18 protein-coding genes, 1 pseudogene and 1 riboswitch are annotated in these 18,796 nt (G+C 49.1%); of the genes and pseudogenes, 7 read left to right on the top strand and 12 right to left on the bottom strand.

Translation table 11 applies throughout. From position 1 onward, the window contains the following. Positions 1-12: 12 nt before the first annotated feature. From Q3C19_RS10560 to thiS, 11 genes and pseudogenes are all read right to left on the bottom strand, one after another. Positions 13-822, bottom strand: a complete 810-nt coding sequence (locus Q3C19_RS10560; protein ID WP_022163320.1) for a patatin-like phospholipase family protein — start codon at positions 820-822, stop codon at positions 13-15. A 197-nt stretch (positions 823-1,019) separates the two neighbouring features. Next, positions 1,020-1,529 carry an ECF transporter S component gene (locus Q3C19_RS10555; protein ID WP_302729171.1) on the bottom strand — a complete coding sequence of 170 codons (510 nt, stop codon included), beginning with the start codon at positions 1,527-1,529 and terminating at the stop codon, positions 1,020-1,022. A 21-nt stretch (positions 1,530-1,550) separates the two neighbouring features. Further along, positions 1,551-2,672 carry a DUF362 domain-containing protein gene (locus Q3C19_RS10550; RefSeq protein WP_302729169.1) on the bottom strand — a complete coding sequence of 374 codons (1,122 nt, stop codon included), beginning with the start codon at positions 2,670-2,672 and terminating at the stop codon, positions 1,551-1,553. A gap of 70 nt (positions 2,673-2,742) precedes the next feature. Continuing rightward, positions 2,743-3,519 carry a bifunctional hydroxymethylpyrimidine kinase/phosphomethylpyrimidine kinase gene (gene thiD / locus Q3C19_RS10545; RefSeq protein ID WP_235817127.1) on the bottom strand — a complete coding sequence of 259 codons (777 nt, stop codon included), beginning with the start codon at positions 3,517-3,519 and terminating at the stop codon, positions 2,743-2,745. A gap of 9 nt (positions 3,520-3,528) precedes the next feature. Then, positions 3,529-4,110: pseudogene (locus tag Q3C19_RS10540) on the bottom strand (thiamine phosphate synthase); the annotation flags it as partial. A gap of 74 nt (positions 4,111-4,184) precedes the next feature. Next, entirely contained in the window at positions 4,185-4,880 is a 696-nt protein-coding gene (locus Q3C19_RS10535) for a HesA/MoeB/ThiF family protein (protein WP_302729167.1), read from the bottom strand. Between the two features lie 101 nt (positions 4,881-4,981). After that, entirely contained in the window at positions 4,982-6,112 is a 1,131-nt protein-coding gene (gene thiH / locus Q3C19_RS10530; RefSeq protein WP_071149513.1) for a 2-iminoacetate synthase ThiH, read from the bottom strand. A gap of 50 nt (positions 6,113-6,162) precedes the next feature. Continuing rightward, positions 6,163-7,857 carry a phosphomethylpyrimidine synthase ThiC gene (gene thiC, locus Q3C19_RS10525; RefSeq protein ID WP_022163313.1) on the bottom strand — a complete coding sequence of 565 codons (1,695 nt, stop codon included), beginning with the start codon at positions 7,855-7,857 and terminating at the stop codon, positions 6,163-6,165. A gap of 82 nt (positions 7,858-7,939) precedes the next feature. Next, the gene (locus Q3C19_RS10520; protein WP_302729164.1) at positions 7,940-8,716 is read right to left on the bottom strand and encodes a thiazole synthase; all 777 of its coding nucleotides are present in this window, start codon (positions 8,714-8,716) and stop codon (positions 7,940-7,942) included. 128 nt (positions 8,717-8,844) lie between these two features. Then, a complete protein-coding gene (locus tag Q3C19_RS10515; protein WP_022163311.1) occupies positions 8,845-9,501 on the bottom strand; it encodes a thiamine phosphate synthase in 657 nt (218 codons plus the stop codon). A 159-nt stretch (positions 9,502-9,660) separates the two neighbouring features. Continuing rightward, on the bottom strand, positions 9,661-9,858 hold the full coding sequence (gene thiS / locus Q3C19_RS10510; protein WP_277121251.1) for a sulfur carrier protein ThiS: 198 nt from the start codon (positions 9,856-9,858) through the stop codon (positions 9,661-9,663). Between the two features lie 268 nt (positions 9,859-10,126). Next, positions 10,127-10,217: riboswitch (TPP riboswitch) on the bottom strand. An 84-nt stretch (positions 10,218-10,301) separates the two neighbouring features. Here thiS and Q3C19_RS10505 point away from each other — a divergent pair. The 6 genes from Q3C19_RS10505 (at position 10,302) to Q3C19_RS10480 (ending at position 16,729) form a co-directional block, all read left to right on the top strand. After that, entirely contained in the window at positions 10,302-11,432 is a 1,131-nt protein-coding gene (locus Q3C19_RS10505; RefSeq protein WP_302729160.1) for a hypothetical protein, read from the top strand. Between the two features lie 542 nt (positions 11,433-11,974). Then, entirely contained in the window at positions 11,975-12,133 is a 159-nt protein-coding gene (locus Q3C19_RS10500) for a hypothetical protein (RefSeq protein WP_302729158.1), read from the top strand. 24 nt (positions 12,134-12,157) lie between these two features. Then, positions 12,158-13,672 carry a leucine-rich repeat domain-containing protein gene (locus tag Q3C19_RS10495; protein WP_302729156.1) on the top strand — a complete coding sequence of 505 codons (1,515 nt, stop codon included), beginning with the start codon at positions 12,158-12,160 and terminating at the stop codon, positions 13,670-13,672. A 243-nt stretch (positions 13,673-13,915) separates the two neighbouring features. After that, entirely contained in the window at positions 13,916-14,437 is a 522-nt protein-coding gene (locus tag Q3C19_RS10490) for a hypothetical protein (protein WP_302729201.1), read from the top strand. A gap of 188 nt (positions 14,438-14,625) precedes the next feature. After that, positions 14,626-15,057, top strand: a complete 432-nt coding sequence (locus tag Q3C19_RS10485; RefSeq protein ID WP_302729154.1) for a Fur family transcriptional regulator — start codon at positions 14,626-14,628, stop codon at positions 15,055-15,057. A 127-nt stretch (positions 15,058-15,184) separates the two neighbouring features. Further along, positions 15,185-16,729, top strand: coding sequence for a carbon-nitrogen hydrolase family protein (locus Q3C19_RS10480; RefSeq protein WP_302729152.1), 1,545 nt, complete (start codon positions 15,185-15,187; stop codon positions 16,727-16,729). 222 nt (positions 16,730-16,951) lie between these two features. Here the strand turns inward: Q3C19_RS10480 and Q3C19_RS10475 are convergent, their stop codons facing one another. Beyond that, on the bottom strand, positions 16,952-17,512 hold the full coding sequence (locus tag Q3C19_RS10475; RefSeq protein ID WP_302729150.1) for a DapH/DapD/GlmU-related protein: 561 nt from the start codon (positions 17,510-17,512) through the stop codon (positions 16,952-16,954). 374 nt (positions 17,513-17,886) lie between these two features. Between Q3C19_RS10475 and Q3C19_RS10470 the strand changes: the two genes are divergently transcribed. After that, positions 17,887-18,786 carry an AraC family transcriptional regulator gene (locus Q3C19_RS10470; RefSeq protein ID WP_022161676.1) on the top strand — a complete coding sequence of 300 codons (900 nt, stop codon included), beginning with the start codon at positions 17,887-17,889 and terminating at the stop codon, positions 18,784-18,786. Positions 18,787-18,796: the final 10 nt, after the last annotated feature.

Below are 18,796 nucleotides of genomic sequence, written 5' to 3'. Positions count from 1 at the left end.
ATACTTTAGCTTTTAGGTTTTCCAGACACTTCCTTTCTCGGACAATGCTTGTGCCAGTATTTCATTGGCTGTATTATAGCCCTGCATGAATATTTCTTCTGCTTTTTCCAATTCTGTATTGCTGTATCCTGCCAAGTTATAAGGCTCTATCAGCAGGTCGGCTTTTTCCCGTTCAGGGAATGAATTGGAACGGAACATGAAATTGTAAGAACGCAAAGCTATGCTTACAATATTCATTTTGTATTTGGTAGCCATGAGCGGGCTGACATTTACTGCGACTACTTTTTCACAGATCCGGCGAATCGTGGAAACTGGCAGGTTCATCATTAAACCACCGTCTACATAATATGTTCCTTCTATTTTTACTGGAGAGAACAGTACCGGCATACAGCAGGAGGCGGCCACCCGTTCTGCTATGTCGCCTTTGTGGAAATGTACGATACGGCCATGGTCTAGATCGGTTGCTGTTATGATAAGGGGAATTTGCAGTTGTTCCAGTTTCTTGGCTTTCAGGTTGCTTCGTAAAAAGTCGATAAACTCGTCCAACTCGAACAGTCCTACTTTGGGTATCACTAATTTTGTCAGGTCCTGAAATTTGTGTCCGGCAAAGTAGTCAAGGACTTTATGGGGTTCGTTCCCATCAGCATAGAAGACACCGGCTAATGCTCCGGCACTGGTTCCTGATATAATGTTAGGATGAATGTCATGTTCCAGTAATGCCTGCATGACTCCCAAATGTGCAAATCCTTTGATGAATCCACCGCTTAAAGCAAATCCTACAGCATATTTTTTCGTAGACCAGTTATTTGTTATAATTTCCATTTTTCGGGATTTGTATCATTTATTCGGCACGAATTTAATGATTTTCTTGTTTGAATAACGTATAAGAATGGAAATATTTTGGGCAAAGATATGCTTTTTATAGGGGGAAACTTATCCGAAGGTTGGCAGATATAAAAAAACGGAACATGAAAGGATTCTCATCCGATCATGTTCCGGTCTATATCGTGATGGATTTATCAGAGATTTCTGAGGGCTTTCAGCAGCAGAAAACCTCCCCACCATTGTATCAGCATTCCTGGGATTCCCATACGAAAGTCCTGAATAGCGAGGTAAAAATCTCCGCACAAAGCCCATTCAAAACCAGTACCGATGAACTGATAAGCCAGAACAACGATAAGCAGGGTCGCAATAGTTGCTTTTTGTGTATAATGGGCGGTTATGGCGGCAGCGCCTGCCAGCAATGTTGATTTGATCAGAATAGGGAGGAGTACGGAAGTTGCGGGCATGCCAAAAAGCAGGTGGTTAATGACAGGTGAAAGCAACGCTGTCAGCAAACCTACCCGGAATCCGTATTTATAAGCTGCAATCAGAGTAAAGAAGTAGATTGGCAGTAATGTCGGTCCACCAGCTGGAATAAGATGGCAGAGCTGTGGCAGAAGGATGTTGCCTGCTATAAATAAGAAGGCAAACAAGTATGTCTTTATGTTTCCGAAAGACAATGAGTAAAATCTTGCATTTGTTTCCATATTTCGGTGTGATATTAAGATTTATATTTTGATAAGTTCGTATTCCATTGTTCCCAAATCGATTTTCTCGGCGTGGCGAAGTCCTGCTAACCAGTCGGTATCGGGATGTATTATATGGAATTTGTCGCATCCGCACAGGTCCTCGTGTTCGTGCTTCTCGCCCAATACGTTGTTGCCGTGTAGGATGGGAGTGGCTATGACCATGTCGGCGCAAGCTTTGTCCAATGCGACAGGGTCGGCCGAAGCCAGCATTCCAAGATCGGGGATGATAGCAGCATCATTATGGTTCCAGCAGTCACACTCGGGTGATACGTTCATAATGAAACTGATATGAAAATGTGGCTTGTCTTTTACCACAGCCAAAGCATATTCTGCAATTTTGTAGTTCAACCGTTCCGAGGTGTCCCAATCGCTGACGACGGCAGCATCATGTTGGCATAAGGCAACACATTGGCCACAGCCGACGCATTTTGTATAGTCTATTTCGGCTTTGCGGTCCGTATTCAGATGAACGGCATCGTGGGCACAATGTTTTACACAGATGTTGCATCCGATGCAGTTGTTTGTATTAATCTTGGGTTGCGATGCTGCGTGCAATTCCAGTTTCCCGCCTACACTGGCACATCCCATTCCCAGGTTCTTCAGTGCACCGCCGAAGCCCGCCTGTTCATGTCCTTTGAAGTGGTTCATGCTGATGATCACATCTGCATCGGCAATGGCTGTACCGATTTTGGGAGCAGGACAGTATTCACCGTTTAAAGGAATTTCACGGTAATCTGTACCTTTCAGACCGTCGCCTATAATAACCTGACATTGTGCCGATATGGGATTGAATCCATTTTCCATGGCACTTTGTAAGTGGTCTACTGCATTCGAACGGCGTCCGCTATATAAAGTGTTACAGTCGGTCAGAAAAGGCTTTGCACCCAGTTGGCGAAGCAGGTTTGCCATACGTGCAGCATAGTTAGGACGTATATATGCCAGGTTTCCAGGTTCACCAAAGTGAATTTTGATAGCTGTAAAGCTATCTTTTAAGGGAAGCTGCGCAATACCGGCACGTTTCAATAGGCGTTCCATTTTGTCCAGCAGGTTTGATGTTGGAGAAGTACGCAAATCCGAATAATATACTTTTGCTTTTTCCATATTAATACCTATTAATGGTGATAATCTCTGCAAAAATAGCGGATTAAATTAAGAATAAGTAGGTGTTATTCTAAAAAAAGTGCCATAGCGGACCGTTCCCTTGACCAATTTGCATGTTTTTCCCTCGATTGATGGCCTGATAAACATATTGTTTGGCTTGTCTGACAGCCTCTTCCATGGAATTTCCGTAGGCCAATTGTGTGGCGATGGCTGACGAAAGCGTGCAACCGGTTCCATGCAGATTATGGCTTTCAATTTTGGCTACACTATAGCGATATATGTTTTCCCGATGGAACAGGACATCACACATTTCGTTTCCTTCCAGGTGCCCGCCTTTTACGAGTACTGAAATTCCATAACGATGGGCAAGAGTTTGTGCGGCTTCTTCCATGTCGTTTATACTGTTTATTGTGTTACCGGTCAGCAGTGCTGTTTCGTGCAGATTGGGAGTGATGAGCGTACATAGGGGAAACAGCTTTTCGCAGATAGCTTGTATGGTTTTTTCAGTCATCAACCGGCGCCCACTGGTAGAGATCATGACCGGATCGTAGACAACATGTAGAGGGCGGTATATTTGCAGGCAATCAGTAATGGCTGTAACAATATTTGCATCGTGTACCATACCTATTTTAACGGCATGAGGGGGGAGGTCGTCCATCACAGATTCTATCTGACGTCGTACTGTCTCATCTGTTTGTGGATAGACGGCTTGTACGCCTTGGGTATTTTGGGCAGTGATGGCTGTTATGACGGTAGCGGCATATCCTCCTAAGGCTGAAATGGTTTTTGTGTCGGCCTGAATGCCTGCACCACCCGAGCAGTCAGAGCCTGCAATGGACAGGATGATTGGTGTGAAAGCGGCTTGCCGTAGACGAAGAAAATGAGGTATGAAGTCATTGCCTAAATGATTCCAGATATCGCCCAACAAAACGGCACCTCCGAAGCCGAATTGTTTTATGTCGTTCATTCGTTCGCTATCGAGCCCTCCTAATGCCATGACACGGGAATCGATGATGCCTTGTCGGTGGGCTTCTTGCAACTGGTTGGCTGTGAAAGCCGCCGAATAGCCGGCTTTGGATATACTGTCGAAGATGGGGCTAAGGAATACGTAATTGCAGGATGGCTTGTGTTGCTTGACCTCTTCTAACGAGTGACAGGAGCAACTGATATGTCCTTTATAGTCTTGGGGAACATGTGGATTACGCCTGTTCAAATGGATACCTTTCAGATGATATCGGTTGACTAATTGAAAATGTTCGTGAACAACAATGCGCGAATGATATTCTTCGGGTATCTTGTCTAGTAGACTTTCAATTTCTGTAATGTCAGATTCTGGCTTTCGCAAATGAAGGATTTCCAGACCATAGTAGAACAAGGTGGTGATAGCTTCCGCTTCGCCAGGGAAGAAGTCGGGACGGGTGATAACAATCAGTTTCATAGTCAACTTGTTTGTAAAGCTCAATACGGTGTTGGGTAGTTAGTTGGTTTGTAGGGGCGCATATCGGTATGTAATCAGAATGCTAATTGGTAAGTCTGGAGGGTTCTCAGATCGATGGTCCACAACTTTTCTGATAATACATCTCCGTATCCGCAGACAATTTTCAGAACTTCATTGGCTTCCATACTTCCTACTACGGCAGGGGTAATACCTATTACTGATGAATCTGGTGTCAACTGAAGCATGTTGGCTTCGTCTGGGTAGAGATCACGGTAGGTACGTGGTTGTTTGCCGTAATTGAATACGGAAATCTGGCCTTCGAATCCCTGAATAGCACCATAGACATAAGGCTTTCCCAGTCGGGAGCTGACATCGCTTATCAGGTAGCGGGTGGTAAAATTGTCGCATCCGTCTATTACGATGTCGTATTCTGCGATCAGCTTTTCGGCATTCAGGCGGGTTAGCCTTGTCTGATAGGTGTGTATGGATGTTTGGCTATTCAGTTCATGCAAGCGTCGGGCAGCACAAATTACTTTGGGTTGTCCTACTTCAGCTTCGCTGTATAACACTTGGCGTTGCAGGTTACTTAAGCTGACAACATCATCATCAATCAGGCCGATTGTTCCTATACCGGCTGCTGTCAGGTAGAGGGCGATAGGAGCGCCAAGTCCGCCTACACCTATAATAAGGACACGTGCGCGCGAAAGGCGTTCCTGTCCGGTTTCACCTATTTCAGGCAAAGCGGTTTGTCTGGTATACCGTGAGGTCATGGCTGTTATTTTTTGAGTTTTTTATCTATGGTAAAGGAATGGGACATCTTTGTGATTGGTAGTATCACAAGTGTACCATTCCTTGTATTACAGAAAATAGATTATTTGGAACTGAACAAGTCAAAACTTGCATCCCAGTCTTTCCATACCGGTTCGCGTCCGATGTGTTTCAGGGCAGCATTTACTTCTACTGCCGTACGGTCGTCGCTGATGTGGAATTGTTCCAATGCTTGTGGATAGGTATAATATCCTCCGGGTTCGGTCTTGCTTTCAGCACTCATGGTAGTCACTCCGAGTGCAGCCATGTGATCACGGATGTAAGCCGGTTCGCGGGTCGAGTACGAAATGTCTACGTCGTGGTCGAAAATGCGCATAGCAAAGGTTACTTGTGCCAGTTCACGGTCGCTCATAATGACGTTGGGTTGGAAGCCTTCGTTTTCGGCCGGGCGCATACGCGGGAAGTTGACGCTGTATTTCGTCTTCCAGTAATGTTTTTGCAGGTAACGCAGATGGTACGCCATCATAGTGATATCCGTGCGCCATTCTTTTTCCAGACCAATCAGCACTCCCATACCGATAGAGTGAACGCCAGCCTGTCCCATGCGGTCGAAGCCGTTAACACGCCACTCAAACTTCGATTTCATGCCACGCGGATGATAGATGTTGTAGTGAGCTTTGTTGTATGTCTCCTGAAAGCAGATGACTCCGTTCAGCCCATGTTCTTTCAGCTCGGCATATTCTTCCGTTTTAAGAGGCATTACCTCGATTTTCAGGTTTGAGAAGTAAGGCTTGGCCAGGTCGAGTGCACGGGCTATGTAGGGCACGCCGGCTTTGGCAGGGTTTTCGCCCGTTACCAGCAGCAGGTTCTCGAAGGGTGCCAGCTTTTTGATAGCTTTGTATTCGTTCACAATCTCTTCTTCAGTCAGAATGGTGCGTGCCATCGGGTTACTGATATGGAATCCGCAATAGACGCACGAGTTCGTACACGAGTTGGTGATGTAAAGAGGTATGAACATGGATATGGTCTTGCCGAAACGTTCTTCGGTATACTTCTTGCTCAGTTGTGCCATGGGTTCCAGGTATTTGCTGGCGGCGGGTGACACAAGTGCCATGAAGTCATCTACATCGCAGTGCTCTTTGCCGAGGGCGCGAAGCACATCGTTTTCGGTTTTCGAGTAGATGGCTTTGGTGGTTTCCTCCCAATCTATTTTTTCAAGTTCTTCTGAAAACATTTGGTTCAGTGAATAATTAAAAGTTAAAAATTAAAAGTTGTGATTGGTGTTTAATTATTAATTTCTTTAAGATCCCGACTCAGCTTCATGGCACAGAAGTTGGGACCGCACATCGTGCAATACTCGCCGTCGGTATGGCGTCCTTCGTTGAAGTATTCCAATGCACGGTCGGGGTCGAGACTCAGGTGGAACTGGTCGCGCCAGCGGAATTCGTAGCGGGCTTTACTCAAGGCATTGTCACGGATTTGTGCACCAGGATGTCCCTTGGCTAAGTCGGCTGCATGAGCGGCGATTTTATAGGTGATGACACCGGTACGTACATCTTCTCTATTAGGCAATCCAAGGTGTTCTTTCGGAGTGACGTAGCACAGCATGGCCGTACCCAACCAGCCTATCTGGGCCGCACCGATGGCCGAAGTGATGTGGTCGTAACCAGGAGCAATGTCGGTGACAAGCGGTCCAAGAGTATAGAAGGGGGCATTGTGGCAATGGTCAATCTGTCGTTCCATGTTCTCACGTATTTTGTGCAAAGGAACGTGTCCCGGGCCTTCGATGAATGCCTGAACGTTCTTGTCCCAGGCGCGGAGCACAAGCTCGCCCATGGTATCGAGTTCGGCAAACTGCGCTTCATCGTTGGCGTCGGCTATACAGCCTGGACGCAGACCATCACCCAGTGAGATGGCAACGTCGTACTGAGCCAGAATGTCGCAGATGTCGTCGAAGTGCTCGTAAAGGAAGCTTTCACGATCGTGGATAAGGCACCATTTGCTCATGATGCTTCCCCCACGCGAAACGATACCGCACAGACGTTTGTCCGCCAGGTGCACGTTTTGGCGGCGTATGCCGGCATGGATGGTGAAGTAGTCTACTCCCTGTTCGCATTGTTCGATGAGGGTGTCGCGATAGATTTCCCACGTCAGGTCTTCCACTCGTCCGTTTACTTTCTCCAAAGCCTGATAGATAGGTACAGTACCTACGGGTACAGGGCAGTTGCGTATAATCCATTCGCGTGTTTCGTGGATGTTGGCTCCGGTAGAGAGATCCATCAGGGTATCACCTCCCCAGCGACAGCTCCATACGGCCTTATCTACTTCTTCGTCGATGCTCGATGTCGTAGCTGAATTACCGATGTTGGTATTGATTTTCACTAAGAAATTACGTCCGATAATCATCGGTTCGCTTTCCGGGTGGTTGATGTTGGCAGGCAGTACGGCGCGTCCGGCTGCTATTTCGTCGCGGACAAATTCGGGGGTGATGTAGGTGTCGATACCCAATTCACGGCAGTTCATGTTCTCGCGGATGGCCACATACTCCATTTCGGGGGTGATGATACCTGCTTTGGCATAGGCCATCTGGGTAATGTTTTTACCTGCTTTGGCGCGGTAGGGCAGGGCGATGTGCTCGAAGCGCAGGTGGTCGAGGCTCTTGTCGTCGCGGCGCATCTTTCCGTATTCGGAGGTGATGGAGGGCAGCTGCTCTACGTCGCCCCGGCCGGTTATCCAGCTTTCGCGCATACGGGGCAATCCTTTTTTCAGGTCAATCTCAATATCTGGATCGCTGAAGGGACCACTGGTGTCGTAGACATAGACGGGGGCATTGGGTGTCATCACTTTCTCGCCGTCGACAATTGTCACGGTGGGGGTGAGGTTGACTTTCTGCATTCCTACCTTTATATAAGGATAAAGAGTGCCCTGCATGTAGGCTTTCTCTGCATGAGCGTACGCTCTTTTATCTTGTTCTTTCATTTATGGAATTAAAAATTAAAAGTTAAAAAATAATAGTGGGAGAGTTGCCTCTTTCTCGTTCTTAATTTTTCATTATTAATTATTAATTGTTTAAGAAGGCTGTCAGTGGTGAGGAGGCCGATGCAACCAGGTCGGCTGCTTGTGTGCCCAGTCCGGCTTCGTAGGCACGGCGTCCGGCTATGACGGCTTCTTTGAAAGCGATAGCCATTTCTACAGGATTGCCGGCTACGGCGATGGCTGTGTTCACCAGGCAAGCAGCTGCACCCATTTCCATGGCTTCGGCAGCATGACTGGGAGCACCGATACCGGCGTCTACTACGACGGGCACGTTGCTCTGTTCGATGATGATGCGCAGGAAGTCGCGTGTTTGCAGTCCTTTGTTGGTTCCGATGGGGGCTGCCAGTGGCATCACTGTTGCAGCACCAGCTTCTTCAAGGCGCTTACACAGGGTAGGGTCGGCCTGGCAGTAAGGCAGTACGACGAATCCCAGCTTCACCAGCTCTTCGGTTGCTTTCAGTGTCTCGGTAGAGTCGGGGAGCAGGTAACGAGGGTCTGGATGGATTTCCAACTTCAGCCAGTTGGTACCAAAGGCTTCGCGTGCCATTTGGGCGGCGAATACGGCTTCTTCGGCATTGCGTACGCCCGAGGTGTTGGGCAACAGCTGTATGTGCGGATGTACAATGTGCCGCAACATGTCGTCGTCTTTGTTTTCCAGTTCGATGCGCTTCATGGCTACGGTAACCATTTCGGTGCCCGATGCCAGGATGGCTTGTTCCATTACTTCGTTCGAGTTGAATTTTCCTGTTCCCAGGAAGAGGCGGGAGTCGAACTCACGTCCCGCGATGACTAGTTTTTCCATATCGAGTATTTTTATTTATTGAATTGCGAATTTATTTTTTAGGAGGTATATAGGTCCTCCTTCGGCTAACGGTTCATGTATTTGTCAGGCACGGATTACACAGAATGCATGAACCTCGTTTTTAATTTTTAATTATTCATTTTTAATTCTCGACACACCGACTGCATTTCCTCCACCGGATTATTGGCTCGCAGAATACTACCCGACAGGGCAATACCGCTGATGCCAGTTTCCATTAAGGCGGGAATGTCTGCATTGGTGATACCCCCAATAGCTACTATGGGCAGACTGATGCCTTCCTGCTGCATGTGGCGGACGATGCCGGCGTAGCCTTCCAGTCCCAGTATGGGGCTGAGGTTCTTCTTGGTAGTGGTGTAGCGGAAGGGACCGCACCCAATGTAGTCAGCTCCCGAGCGGTAGTGTGCCCTTACATCGTCGATGGTGTTGGCTGTGCCGCCTATGATGCAGTCATCGCCCAGCAGGTGCCGTGCCTCTGCTATGGGCATGTCGTTCTTGCCCAAATGGACGCCGTCGGCATGGATGCGTCCGACCAGTTCTACATGGTCGTCGATGAGGAAAGTGGCGCCATAACTGTGGCACAGGTCGGCGGCCTCTAATCCTGTACGTATTATCTCGTCGGCTGTGGCATCCTTCATGCGTAGCTGTATCCAGCGGCATCCGCCTTCGAGGGCCAGGCGTACCGAGTCGAGGTAGCTGTATTGATCGGTATAGTGTGTGATGAACTGCAAACGAGCGTTCATCATTCGTTGTTCTTTTTCTGCCATAGGATTTTGAGTTTATGAGTTTTTAAGTTTATGAGTTTTTAAGTTTTTGAGTTTATGAGTTCTTTGGTTTTTAAGTTGTTTGTTTTTGGGTTTTGAGTTAAAGTAAAGCAGTAACTTTAACTTAATAACTTATAAACTCAAAAACTCAAAATTCTTCCATTATCCGCCGCAAGCGGCCTTGATGATGACGACCGAGGCTCCTTCGGTCAGCTGATAATTTTCCCATTCGGTGCGTGGCACCATGCGGTTGCTTACGGCCACGGCTACACCACGGTCGGGCAGCGACAGTTCTTCAGCCAGCTGACGGAGAGTCGTGGCGCGGGTGTCGATTTCCTGATTGTTAACGGTTATTTTCATATGGTTTTAAGTTTTTGAGGTTTTAAGTTTTTGAGTTTTTAAGTTTTTGAGTTTTTAAGTTTTTGAGTTTTTAAGTTTTTGAGTTTTTAAGTTTTTAAGTTCTTAAGTTTTTGAGTTTTGTGGGGAAGTTTTTGAGTTTATGAATTTGCAGGTTCATAAGCTAATTGTTTTACTTCGGACTTTACGCCTTCAGAAACTCAAAAACTTAAAAACTTATAAACTTATAAACTTAAAAACTCAAAAAGGTGCGGGCAGATGCTTTGGTAAGTATGCGATGATATCCAATTCCTACGACAGTGCTAACTGTATCAGGTTCGAGGGTATGATCTCAGCCCGTCGGGGCACCCCTTTGTCTCTCAGCGGCAAAGATAAGGAAAAAAATGAAATATCCGATTGCTTTTTTTCATACTTTTGTCTCTGTTTTTAGTAAAGATGGAACTGTTATGGTGTTGCAAACTCCCGAACTATATTATGCGGCAGCCGGGCTGGTGCTTGTGTGCTCGTCGTTGTTTTGCGCTTTTGTGCGCTGTTTTCATATGTGTCGTCCTTTCGACAAGCAAGAATCCTATTTCTATCCGGCACGCAGGCTCATGACGTTTATTTTTGCCTGTTTTGCCCTGCCGGGGGTATGGCTGTGCCGGATGGACAGTGCGGATGCGTGGCTGTTTGTGCGTGTGTTTCTTGTCCTGTTTTTGCCGGTGGCCGGTATCCTGTCGTTCCGCCGCTATTTCTTTGCCGGTGTGCGTCGCCGCTGGCTGTACTTGGCGGTGGCGGGGGTGCTGCCTTTGCTGCTTATTGCGGTGCTTTGGGTATTCGCCTGGATGGGAGGCGACGTGCTGTGGCGTCGTGCCGATGTAGTTCTGCCGTGTGTGGGTGCTTATGCGCTGCTGCTGACGGTCGGAATGGTGCGTACTACGTGGTGGCTTTGCCTCCAGATACGCAAGCATCAGTACGAGGAGTATTCGAACGAAGACGACTTTCCCATGCGTTTTGCCCGATTGGTAGTTTTCTTTCCTCTTATTTATATTGTAGCCGCCTGGGTGCTTTTCTTTACCGGGAGCCATACCTATAACATGTATCTACAGTTGAGTATTGCCGTGATGCATGTGGTCATCCTGCTGCAGATTCTGCATCCGCAACGGCATGAATGCCGGCAGGCGGTAGGCGAGGCAGAGGCTTTTGTAGAGCAGAAGGTGGAGACATTGCTGGTCGAACAGAAGGCGTTGGAGGATGACGTCCGTTCTTCGTGGAGCCTGTCGGCCGAGGTGAAGGACGGTCTGGAGGTGAAGATACGTGCTGTGTTGACGGAGCAGCAGCTTTACCTGAACCCGAATTTGAAGTTAGATGACCTGGCAGCGGCGGTGAAGAGCAACAGGAAGTATGTGTCGCTTGTGATGAACGAACGTTTCGGCTCGTTCTACAAGGAACTGAACCGGCTGCGGGTCGAGGCTGCCTTGGAGTATAAAAAGAAGAATCCGGCAGCAACCCGCGAAGAGGTGGCTCTTCACAGCGGCTTTGCTTCGGTGAAAACCTATAGCCGCAACCTCGACGCATACCGGAAGGGAAAAGAATAAGAGCCGCACCTGCGGATACCCTCTGCCAGGGCAGAAGGGGAGGACAATGGAACGAAATTCGGCTTATTGTCCCTTCTGCGAGGTATTTTTCCTTAAATTGTCCCGTAAGTTTTCAAGCATTGTCCCGCCGCTTTGGTAGGATTGGTCTAATTTTGACCCGTCTTAACCAAACGAGAATTTGACAGTGCAAACAAGCGTTTATACAGCAGATACGACAAGAGAGAACAGGCACAAAGCCACCCTTTGCGGCATAGGCTTTATGTCTGCTTTTTTTGCGAATAAACGTGCACAAAACTATGCTGAAAATTTGGATATGTGTGATTTTTGTATAAACACACACACACACACACACACACACACACACAGATTCATCTATACCTTATTACAATATAATTATCGCACGCGATACACGCGCGATAATGACGGGCAGGAGCCTGCAAGCCGACGAAGGGAGCGTCTTCTCTCCTCTGCGTGGGTTTGCAGGTTTTTTTGCGTTCCTGTCCTGTCGCTTTCCCCGAATCATCTAAATAAATATTAACGATATGCAAGAGAACAAGAATGAAGAATACACCGGCTTGGGGGCTTACGAGTCTCCACGGTGCGAAGTGATCGAAGTGGAGGTTGAGGCAGGCTTCTTGGCCAGTTTCCCCGACGCGGGGCACGACGGCTTCGGAGACAGAGATGACGACGACATTTGGTAAATTCTTAAATAATAATGATAAGCAATGAGAACAAAGAACATGACCATCGCCGCACTGGCCCTGCTGTTGGCAGCCTGCGGCAACGAAGAAATCATTGAGAACAACGAAAGCGGCAGCACGGGGAAGGTACACATGACCTTCACCGCCGGAATGCCGCAGACACGTACCTCGCTGGGCGAGGACGGCCATGCCGTAAACTGGACGCAGGGCGACCTGGTAGCCATCTACGACGGAACGGAAACCATCTGCAAGTTTGAAGCAACCGAAGTCAGCGGCAGCACCGCCACCCTGGAAGGCGAGGCCAAAGTGACCGATACCTACACCGCCTTCTATCCCTACACCGACGACGGGACGCTGACCCTCGACAACACTGCCATCACCTTCACCCTGCCCGCCACGCAGACAGCCACGGCAGGCGGCTTTGCCAATGGGCTGAACCCCTCGTGGGCACAGGCGACTGACGGCAGCAAAAATCTGACGTTCCGGAACCTCTGCGCCCTGGCCAAGTTCACCGTGGACGCAGAGGGTGTGACGGAAGTTACCCTGACCGCCAACCAGGAAAGCGACGCACTGTCAGGCGGGCTGACCTACACCATCGCCGATGGTACGCTGACCGCCACGGGAAGCGCTTCCCGGTCGGTAACGCTGACGGGAACCTTCACGAAAGGCGAGGAGTACTACTTCGTCGTGGCTCCCGGCACGCTGACGGGCGGCATTACCCTGAACTATATGGGTGAAGGCGGCAAGACATACGTCAAGACCACCCAAAAAGAGGTGACCTTCACCGCCGGAAAGATTACCTACCTGGGCGCACTGGATGCCAACAATTTCACCGAGGCCCTCAATGCGGCGTTTGCCAATGCCGTGGAAGATTTCAACCCAAATATCGGCTGGAGGGCGAACCCCGATGGCACCGTATCCCTGGATGAGTATAACCGAATGCAAATAATAATGAATGGGGGAACTTTCTTGTTTTTGCGAAATAAAAACATTACCAGCCTTGCCGGCATTGAGTACTTCACCGATCTGGAGACTTTGGATTGCATGGATAATCAATTGACTACCCTTGATGTAACCAAGCTGACCAGTCTGAAGGTTTTGGTGTGCAACGATAATCAACTGACTGCCCTTGATGTAACCAAGCTGACCAATCTGACGCAATTGGAGTGCAACGGTAATCAACTGACTGCCCTTGATGTAACCGGGCTGACCAGTCTGACGTGGTTGCAGTGCAGCGATAATCAACTTGTCTCGTTGAATGTCAGTACTTTGAAAGAGCTTGAAATTTTGTGGTGTCATGGCAACAAGATGACGGCTCTCGATATAACCCATAACGCATATTTGGGGGAATTGAAGTGCGGGAACCAGCAAGATAATCAGCAACTGACCCTGACATTGTGGGACACCAAGAAGGAGTTTTGGGACAGGATGTTAGACATGTATTCAGATGAAAACAGCAATGTCACAACCATTGTTAAACCGAGTCCTGTCGAAGCCGGACATAACGACTTCGAGGACGGCGACACCGTAGAATGGTAAATCTATATTACATTGAAATCACTCCCCGAAGTCACCCGTCAAGACTCCCTAGAGTCATGAGGTAAGACTCCCTAGAGTCTCCGGCCATGACTCCCTAGAGTGTCGGGGCAAGACTCGCGGGAGTCTCCAAGGGTTACTCCCGCGATTCGGTAAACAACTGATAATCAATAGTAAAAAAAGCCCTCTTTCCGGACGCTTGCCGGGAAGGGGGCATTATGTATAACTTTTTAAATGGTAAATACTATGTACAAGTACAAATTAGTGAAACGGGGTAATCCTCAAAATGAGAATGCTCCGAAGAAATGGTATGCCTCCCCTCTGAGCGAGACGGCACAGGACGTGAAAGCCATGACGCGCGCCGCCACCGAGAACACCACCGTGGCTCCCAAGGAAATGGAAGCCGCCCTGGAACTGCTGGGCAACTATGCCCGCCAGCAATTGCTGCAGGGCCACACGGTGCGCCTGGGCGACTTAGGCACGCTGCGCATCACCTTCCAGAGCGAGGGCGTGGAAAGCATCACCGACTATCAGGCATCGAGCATGATAAAGAACCCGCGCATCCTCTTCACGCCCAGCAAGGATTTTCGCGAGTCGGTCATCAACAGCCTGCAGTTCGAGAACGGCGGTGTGCTGGAAAACGACGTCAACTACGCCTCGCTGGCCGACTACAAGAAGGCGAAGGGCATCACCGGCGGCACCACCACCGAGCCGGGCGGCAGCAGTGGCGGCGGCACCGAGCCGGGCGGCGAAGACCCGTTAGGATGACGAAGGGCGGGGCACACACCGTACGGAACCACAGAACTTCCACAGAATAATCAGAAACGTGGATGGACACACGGATGTACGCAGAAGAAACGTGAAATCTGCGAAAAACGGCGTCCATCCGCGTTTTTGTTTTGCCTGTTTGCTACGCAATCAGTACCTTTGCCCCTACATAACCAACCGGATGAGCAATGGAAGAAAAATCGGAGATACGCATATTGGAGAAGAAGGGAGTGAAGCCGACGGCCAACCGCATCCTGGTGTTGCGCGCTCTGCTTGCGGCCGCGCGACCGGTCTCGCTGCCCGAACTGGAAGAGGTATTGGAGAGGATGGACAAGTCGAGCATCTTCAGGGTGTTGGGGCTGTTTCTGGAGCATCGGGTGGTGCATACCATCGACGACGGCAGCGGTGCCCTGAAGTACGAACTGTGCGACGGCGAGACGGCCTGTTCCGTGGATGATATGCACATCCACTTCCATTGCGAGGCCTGCCGCCGGACCTATTGCTTCAAGACCCTGCACATTCCTTCCATCGCTCTGCCCGAAGGGTTTGTGATGCAATCAGTCAACTACGTGGTGAAAGGCCTTTGTCCCGACTGTGCCTCGAAGCAGATGGAAGGATGAGTTTCTACAGGAAAGACGTGAAGTTTTGGAAACAGGCAAGGTTCAACGTATGAAAATAAGCACTACCTTTGCGCCGCAATGACGGCAAGCAAGATTGTCCGTCTTCGATTAAAACAAGAAAACAACTATGGATTCTATCAAAATCAACAAAGTGCAGATACGCAATCTGCAAATCGAGGATTACGACCAATTGGCCCAATCATTCACACGTGTATATTCGGACGGAAGTGACGTCTTCTGGACACACAAGCAGATCGAGAAACTGATCCGCATCTTCCCCGAAGGGCAGATTGTGACGGTGGTGGACGAGAAAATCGTGGGGTGCGCCCTCTCTATCATCGTCAATTACGACGACGTGAAGAACGATCACACCTATGCTCAGGTGACGGGCAAAGAGACTTTCAATACGCACAATCCCAAGGGTAATATCCTGTATGGCATCGAAGTATTTATCCATCCGCAATATCGCGGACTGCGTCTGGCACGCCGTATGTACGAATACCGCAAGGATCTCTGTGAGAAGCTGAACCTGAAAGCCATCATGTTCGGAGGCCGCATTCCCAACTACCACAAGTATGCCGACCAGATGCGCCCCAAGGAGTACATCGACAAGGTGCGCCAGAAAGAAATCTACGACCCGGTGCTCACCTTCCAGTTGTCGAACGACTTCCACGTGCGCAAGGTGATGCGAAACTATCTGCCCAACGACGAGGAATCGAAGCACTATGCCTGCCTCCTGCAGTGGGATAACATCTACTATCAGCCGCCTACGCACGAGTATATCAATCCCAAGACCACTGTCCGCGTAGGACTGGTGCAATGGCAGATGCGTGCTTACAAGACGCTGGACGACCTGTTCGAGCAGGTAGAGTTCTTCGTCGATGCCGTGTCCGACTACAAGAGCGACTTCGTGCTGTTCCCCGAATACTTCAACGCCCCGCTGATGGCGAAGTTCAACGACGAGGGCGAGTCGGAAGCCATCCGCGGTCTGGCCGCCTATACCGACGAGATACGCGAACGCTTCATCAAGCTGGCCATCAGCTACAACATCAACATCATCACGGGCAGCATGCCGCTCATCAAGGAAGACGGACGCTTGTACAACATCGGTTTCCTCTGCCGCCGCGACGGCACGTACGAGATGTACGAAAAGATTCACGTCACGCCCGACGAAATCAAGAGCTGGGGCTTGAGCGGAGGTAAGACCCTGAAGACTTTCGAGACCGACTGTGCCAAGATCGGTGTCCTGATCTGTTACGACGTGGAGTTCCCCGAACTGTCGCGCATCATGGCCGACCAGGGCATGCAGATTCTGTTCGTACCTTTCCTGACCGATACGCAGAATGCCTTCAACCGCGTTAAGGTCTGTGCCCATGCCCGTGCCATTGAGAACGAGTGCTTTGTGGTGATAGCCGGTAGCGTAGGCAATCTGCCCCGTGTGCACAACATGGACATCCAGTATGCCCAGTCGGGTGTATTTACGCCGTGCGACTTTGCTTTCCCCACCGACGGCAAGCGTGCGGAGGCCACTCCGAATACGGAGATGATTCTGGTGTCGGATGTTGATTTGGATTTGTTGAACGAGTTGCATACGTACGGAAGTGTACGTAACCTGAAAGACCGTCGGAGCGATCTGTATGAAGTGCGGATGAAAAAACAGTCCCAGAGTTAAGTGCAAAAAAAAAGGCTATCTATCCCAGACAGCCAATCTTTCTTGTTAACCTTAAATCTAATACTATGAAAAACACGTTGCAAAGGTAGCCCTTTTGGCGGAAACTCCAAACTTTTGCTTCTTATTTCGTTGATTTATAACAGGATTTAAGAAAGTGGGTTGCTTTTTTAACGCATGTTTTGAATTTCCGATGTGTGAAGGCAAACGTATCAGTCAAGTGGATTATATTTTCCGGATGAATTTGGCCGGCACGCCACCTACGATGGTGTTGGCCGGTACGTCGCGCGTCACTACAGCGCCGGCAGCTACAACGGCATTTTCGCCGATGGTCACTCCTTGGAGGATAGTGGCGTTGGAACCTACCCAGACATTCTTTCCGAGTACGATGGGAGCCGGATAAGTGATGGGTCTTTCTTCCGGCGACAGGCCGTGGTTCAGCGTGGCAAATACGACGTTGTGACCTATCTGGCATCCGTCGCCCAAAGTTACTCCGCCATGGTCCTGAAAGTGGCAGCAGGCGTTGATGAACACATTTTCGCCCACGGTGATGTTTTTGCCGAAGTCGGTGTAGAAGGGAGGAAATACCCGCAAGGAGGCAGGCACCGTGTAGCTGAACAGTTCGGAAAGCAACCGGCGTACTTCTTCCGGAGTGTGGTAAGCGGTGTTCAACTGGAAAGTGATGCGGCGGGCTTCGTCGCTCATTTCGTTCATGAATTTGAAAATGTCAGGTGTGTTGAGGGCCTGACGGGTCTTTACGTAAGACAAGAAGTCGCTGATATTCATATCGGTATTTTTATTTACTAATTGGGTTCACTTTAAAAAGTCTGTTTCCTATGTCTCTTTATAGTTACTATCACTTTGCTTTGTCATCCTGAACGCAGTGAAGGATCTGTTATCACATAGCCTTTGAAAGAGATCAGGCAACAGGTCTACAAGGCCGGGATGCCCTGCTTGATAGGGCACCGCCTGAAACACCTTGTCAACTCGATCTTGCGAAAGTTGAGTTACTAATTGTTCGGCAAAAGTACTTGTATACCGATGGATGGAATGTGGATGTATTACGGTTCGTTGTATTCATTTTACAGATTCTGTTCCGATCCGTTCTCTCTTTACGGCTAAATTGCCTACATTTGTGGGAAAGTAAAAACGTATCGGTTATGAAAGATGTAATTAAACTGGAGAATGTAGAGCAATACAACGATTTGTTCGGACTGGAAACACTGCATCCGCTTGTCAGTGTGGTCGACCTGTCGCAGGCTACGCGTCATCCCGAACATTTTGTCCTGAACTACGGCGTGTATGCCCTGTTTCTGAAACAGACCCGTTGTGGAGATATCCGCTATGGCAGGCAGACTTACGACTATCAGGAAGGCACGGTGACCAGCTTTGCGCCGGGACAGATTGTCGAAACAACGTTGGAGCAGGGAACACCCCTGAATGCCTGTGGCCTGTTGTTCCATCCCGACCTGATAAAAGGAACATCGTTGGGACAGGAAATCAAACATTATTCTTTCTTCGCCTACAGTTCGAACGAAGCCCTTCATCTGTCGGAAGAAGAACGGAGTGTTTTTCTGGACTGTCTGAAGAAGATACAGATGGAGCTGAATCATCCTATTGACAGGCATAGCAAACGGCTGATTTCGAAGAACATCGAGCTGCTGTTGGATTATTGCATGCGTTTCTACGAACGCCAGTTCACAACCCGTGCTGTCGTGAATAAGGATGTACTGATGCGCTTCGAGGACTTGCTCGACGAGTATTTTGCCAGCGACAAACCTCAGACGGAGGGACTGCCTTCGGTCCGGTATTTTGCCGAAAAAGTATTTCTGTCGCCCAATTACTTCGGCGATCTGGTGAAAAAAGAGACGGGCAAGACTCCTCAGGAATATATACAGACCAAACTGATAGACCAGGCCAAGGAGATGATTGCAAGTACGGAAAAAACAGTCAGCCAGATAGCCTACGAGCTGGGTTTCCAGTATTCGCAGCACTTCAACCGCATCTTCAAGAAAAACGTCGGATATACGCCGGGCGAGTACCGGAAACTGTTGGCCTGAATAAATAAAC

Origin of the sequence: Bacteroides sp. ET489 (genome assembly GCF_030518095.1) — a bacterium.
Classification (GTDB): domain Bacteria; phylum Bacteroidota; class Bacteroidia; order Bacteroidales; family Bacteroidaceae; genus Bacteroides; species Bacteroides ndongoniae.
The sequence above is the reverse complement of the archived record's forward strand: the minus strand, read 5'-3'. Positions and strand labels throughout refer to the sequence as shown.

Excerpts from the sequence above, each read along its gene's own strand:
- Q3C19_RS10495 (WP_302729156.1), top strand. The coding sequence starts at position 12,158 with ATGAGAACAAAGAACATGACCATCGCCGCACTGGCCCTGCTGTTGGCA.
- Q3C19_RS10505 (WP_302729160.1), top strand. The coding sequence starts at position 10,302 with ATGGTGTTGCAAACTCCCGAACTATATTATGCGGCAGCCGGGCTGGTG.
- Q3C19_RS10520 (WP_302729164.1), bottom strand. The coding sequence starts at position 8,716 with ATGGAAAAACTAGTCATCGCGGGACGTGAGTTCGACTCCCGCCTCTTC.
- Q3C19_RS10550 (WP_302729169.1), bottom strand. The coding sequence starts at position 2,672 with ATGGAAAAAGCAAAAGTATATTATTCGGATTTGCGTACTTCTCCAACA.
- Q3C19_RS10470 (WP_022161676.1), top strand. The coding sequence starts at position 17,887 with ATGAAAGATGTAATTAAACTGGAGAATGTAGAGCAATACAACGATTTG.
- Q3C19_RS10560 (WP_022163320.1), bottom strand. The coding sequence starts at position 822 with ATGGAAATTATAACAAATAACTGGTCTACGAAAAAATATGCTGTAGGA.
- thiH (WP_071149513.1), bottom strand. The coding sequence starts at position 6,112 with ATGTTTTCAGAAGAACTTGAAAAAATAGATTGGGAGGAAACCACCAAA.
- Q3C19_RS10535 (WP_302729167.1), bottom strand. The coding sequence starts at position 4,880 with ATGACCTCACGGTATACCAGACAAACCGCTTTGCCTGAAATAGGTGAA.
- thiS (WP_277121251.1), bottom strand. The coding sequence starts at position 9,858 with ATGAAAATAACCGTTAACAATCAGGAAATCGACACCCGCGCCACGACT.
- Q3C19_RS10480 (WP_302729152.1), top strand. The coding sequence starts at position 15,185 with ATGGATTCTATCAAAATCAACAAAGTGCAGATACGCAATCTGCAAATC.
- thiC (WP_022163313.1), bottom strand. The coding sequence starts at position 7,857 with ATGAAAGAACAAGATAAAAGAGCGTACGCTCATGCAGAGAAAGCCTAC.
- Q3C19_RS10490 (WP_302729201.1), top strand. The coding sequence starts at position 13,916 with ATGTACAAGTACAAATTAGTGAAACGGGGTAATCCTCAAAATGAGAAT.
- Q3C19_RS10485 (WP_302729154.1), top strand. The coding sequence starts at position 14,626 with ATGGAAGAAAAATCGGAGATACGCATATTGGAGAAGAAGGGAGTGAAG.
- Q3C19_RS10515 (WP_022163311.1), bottom strand. The coding sequence starts at position 9,501 with ATGGCAGAAAAAGAACAACGAATGATGAACGCTCGTTTGCAGTTCATC.
- Q3C19_RS10475 (WP_302729150.1), bottom strand. The coding sequence starts at position 17,512 with ATGAATATCAGCGACTTCTTGTCTTACGTAAAGACCCGTCAGGCCCTC.
- Q3C19_RS10500 (WP_302729158.1), top strand. The coding sequence starts at position 11,975 with ATGCAAGAGAACAAGAATGAAGAATACACCGGCTTGGGGGCTTACGAG.
- Q3C19_RS10555 (WP_302729171.1), bottom strand. The coding sequence starts at position 1,529 with ATGGAAACAAATGCAAGATTTTACTCATTGTCTTTCGGAAACATAAAG.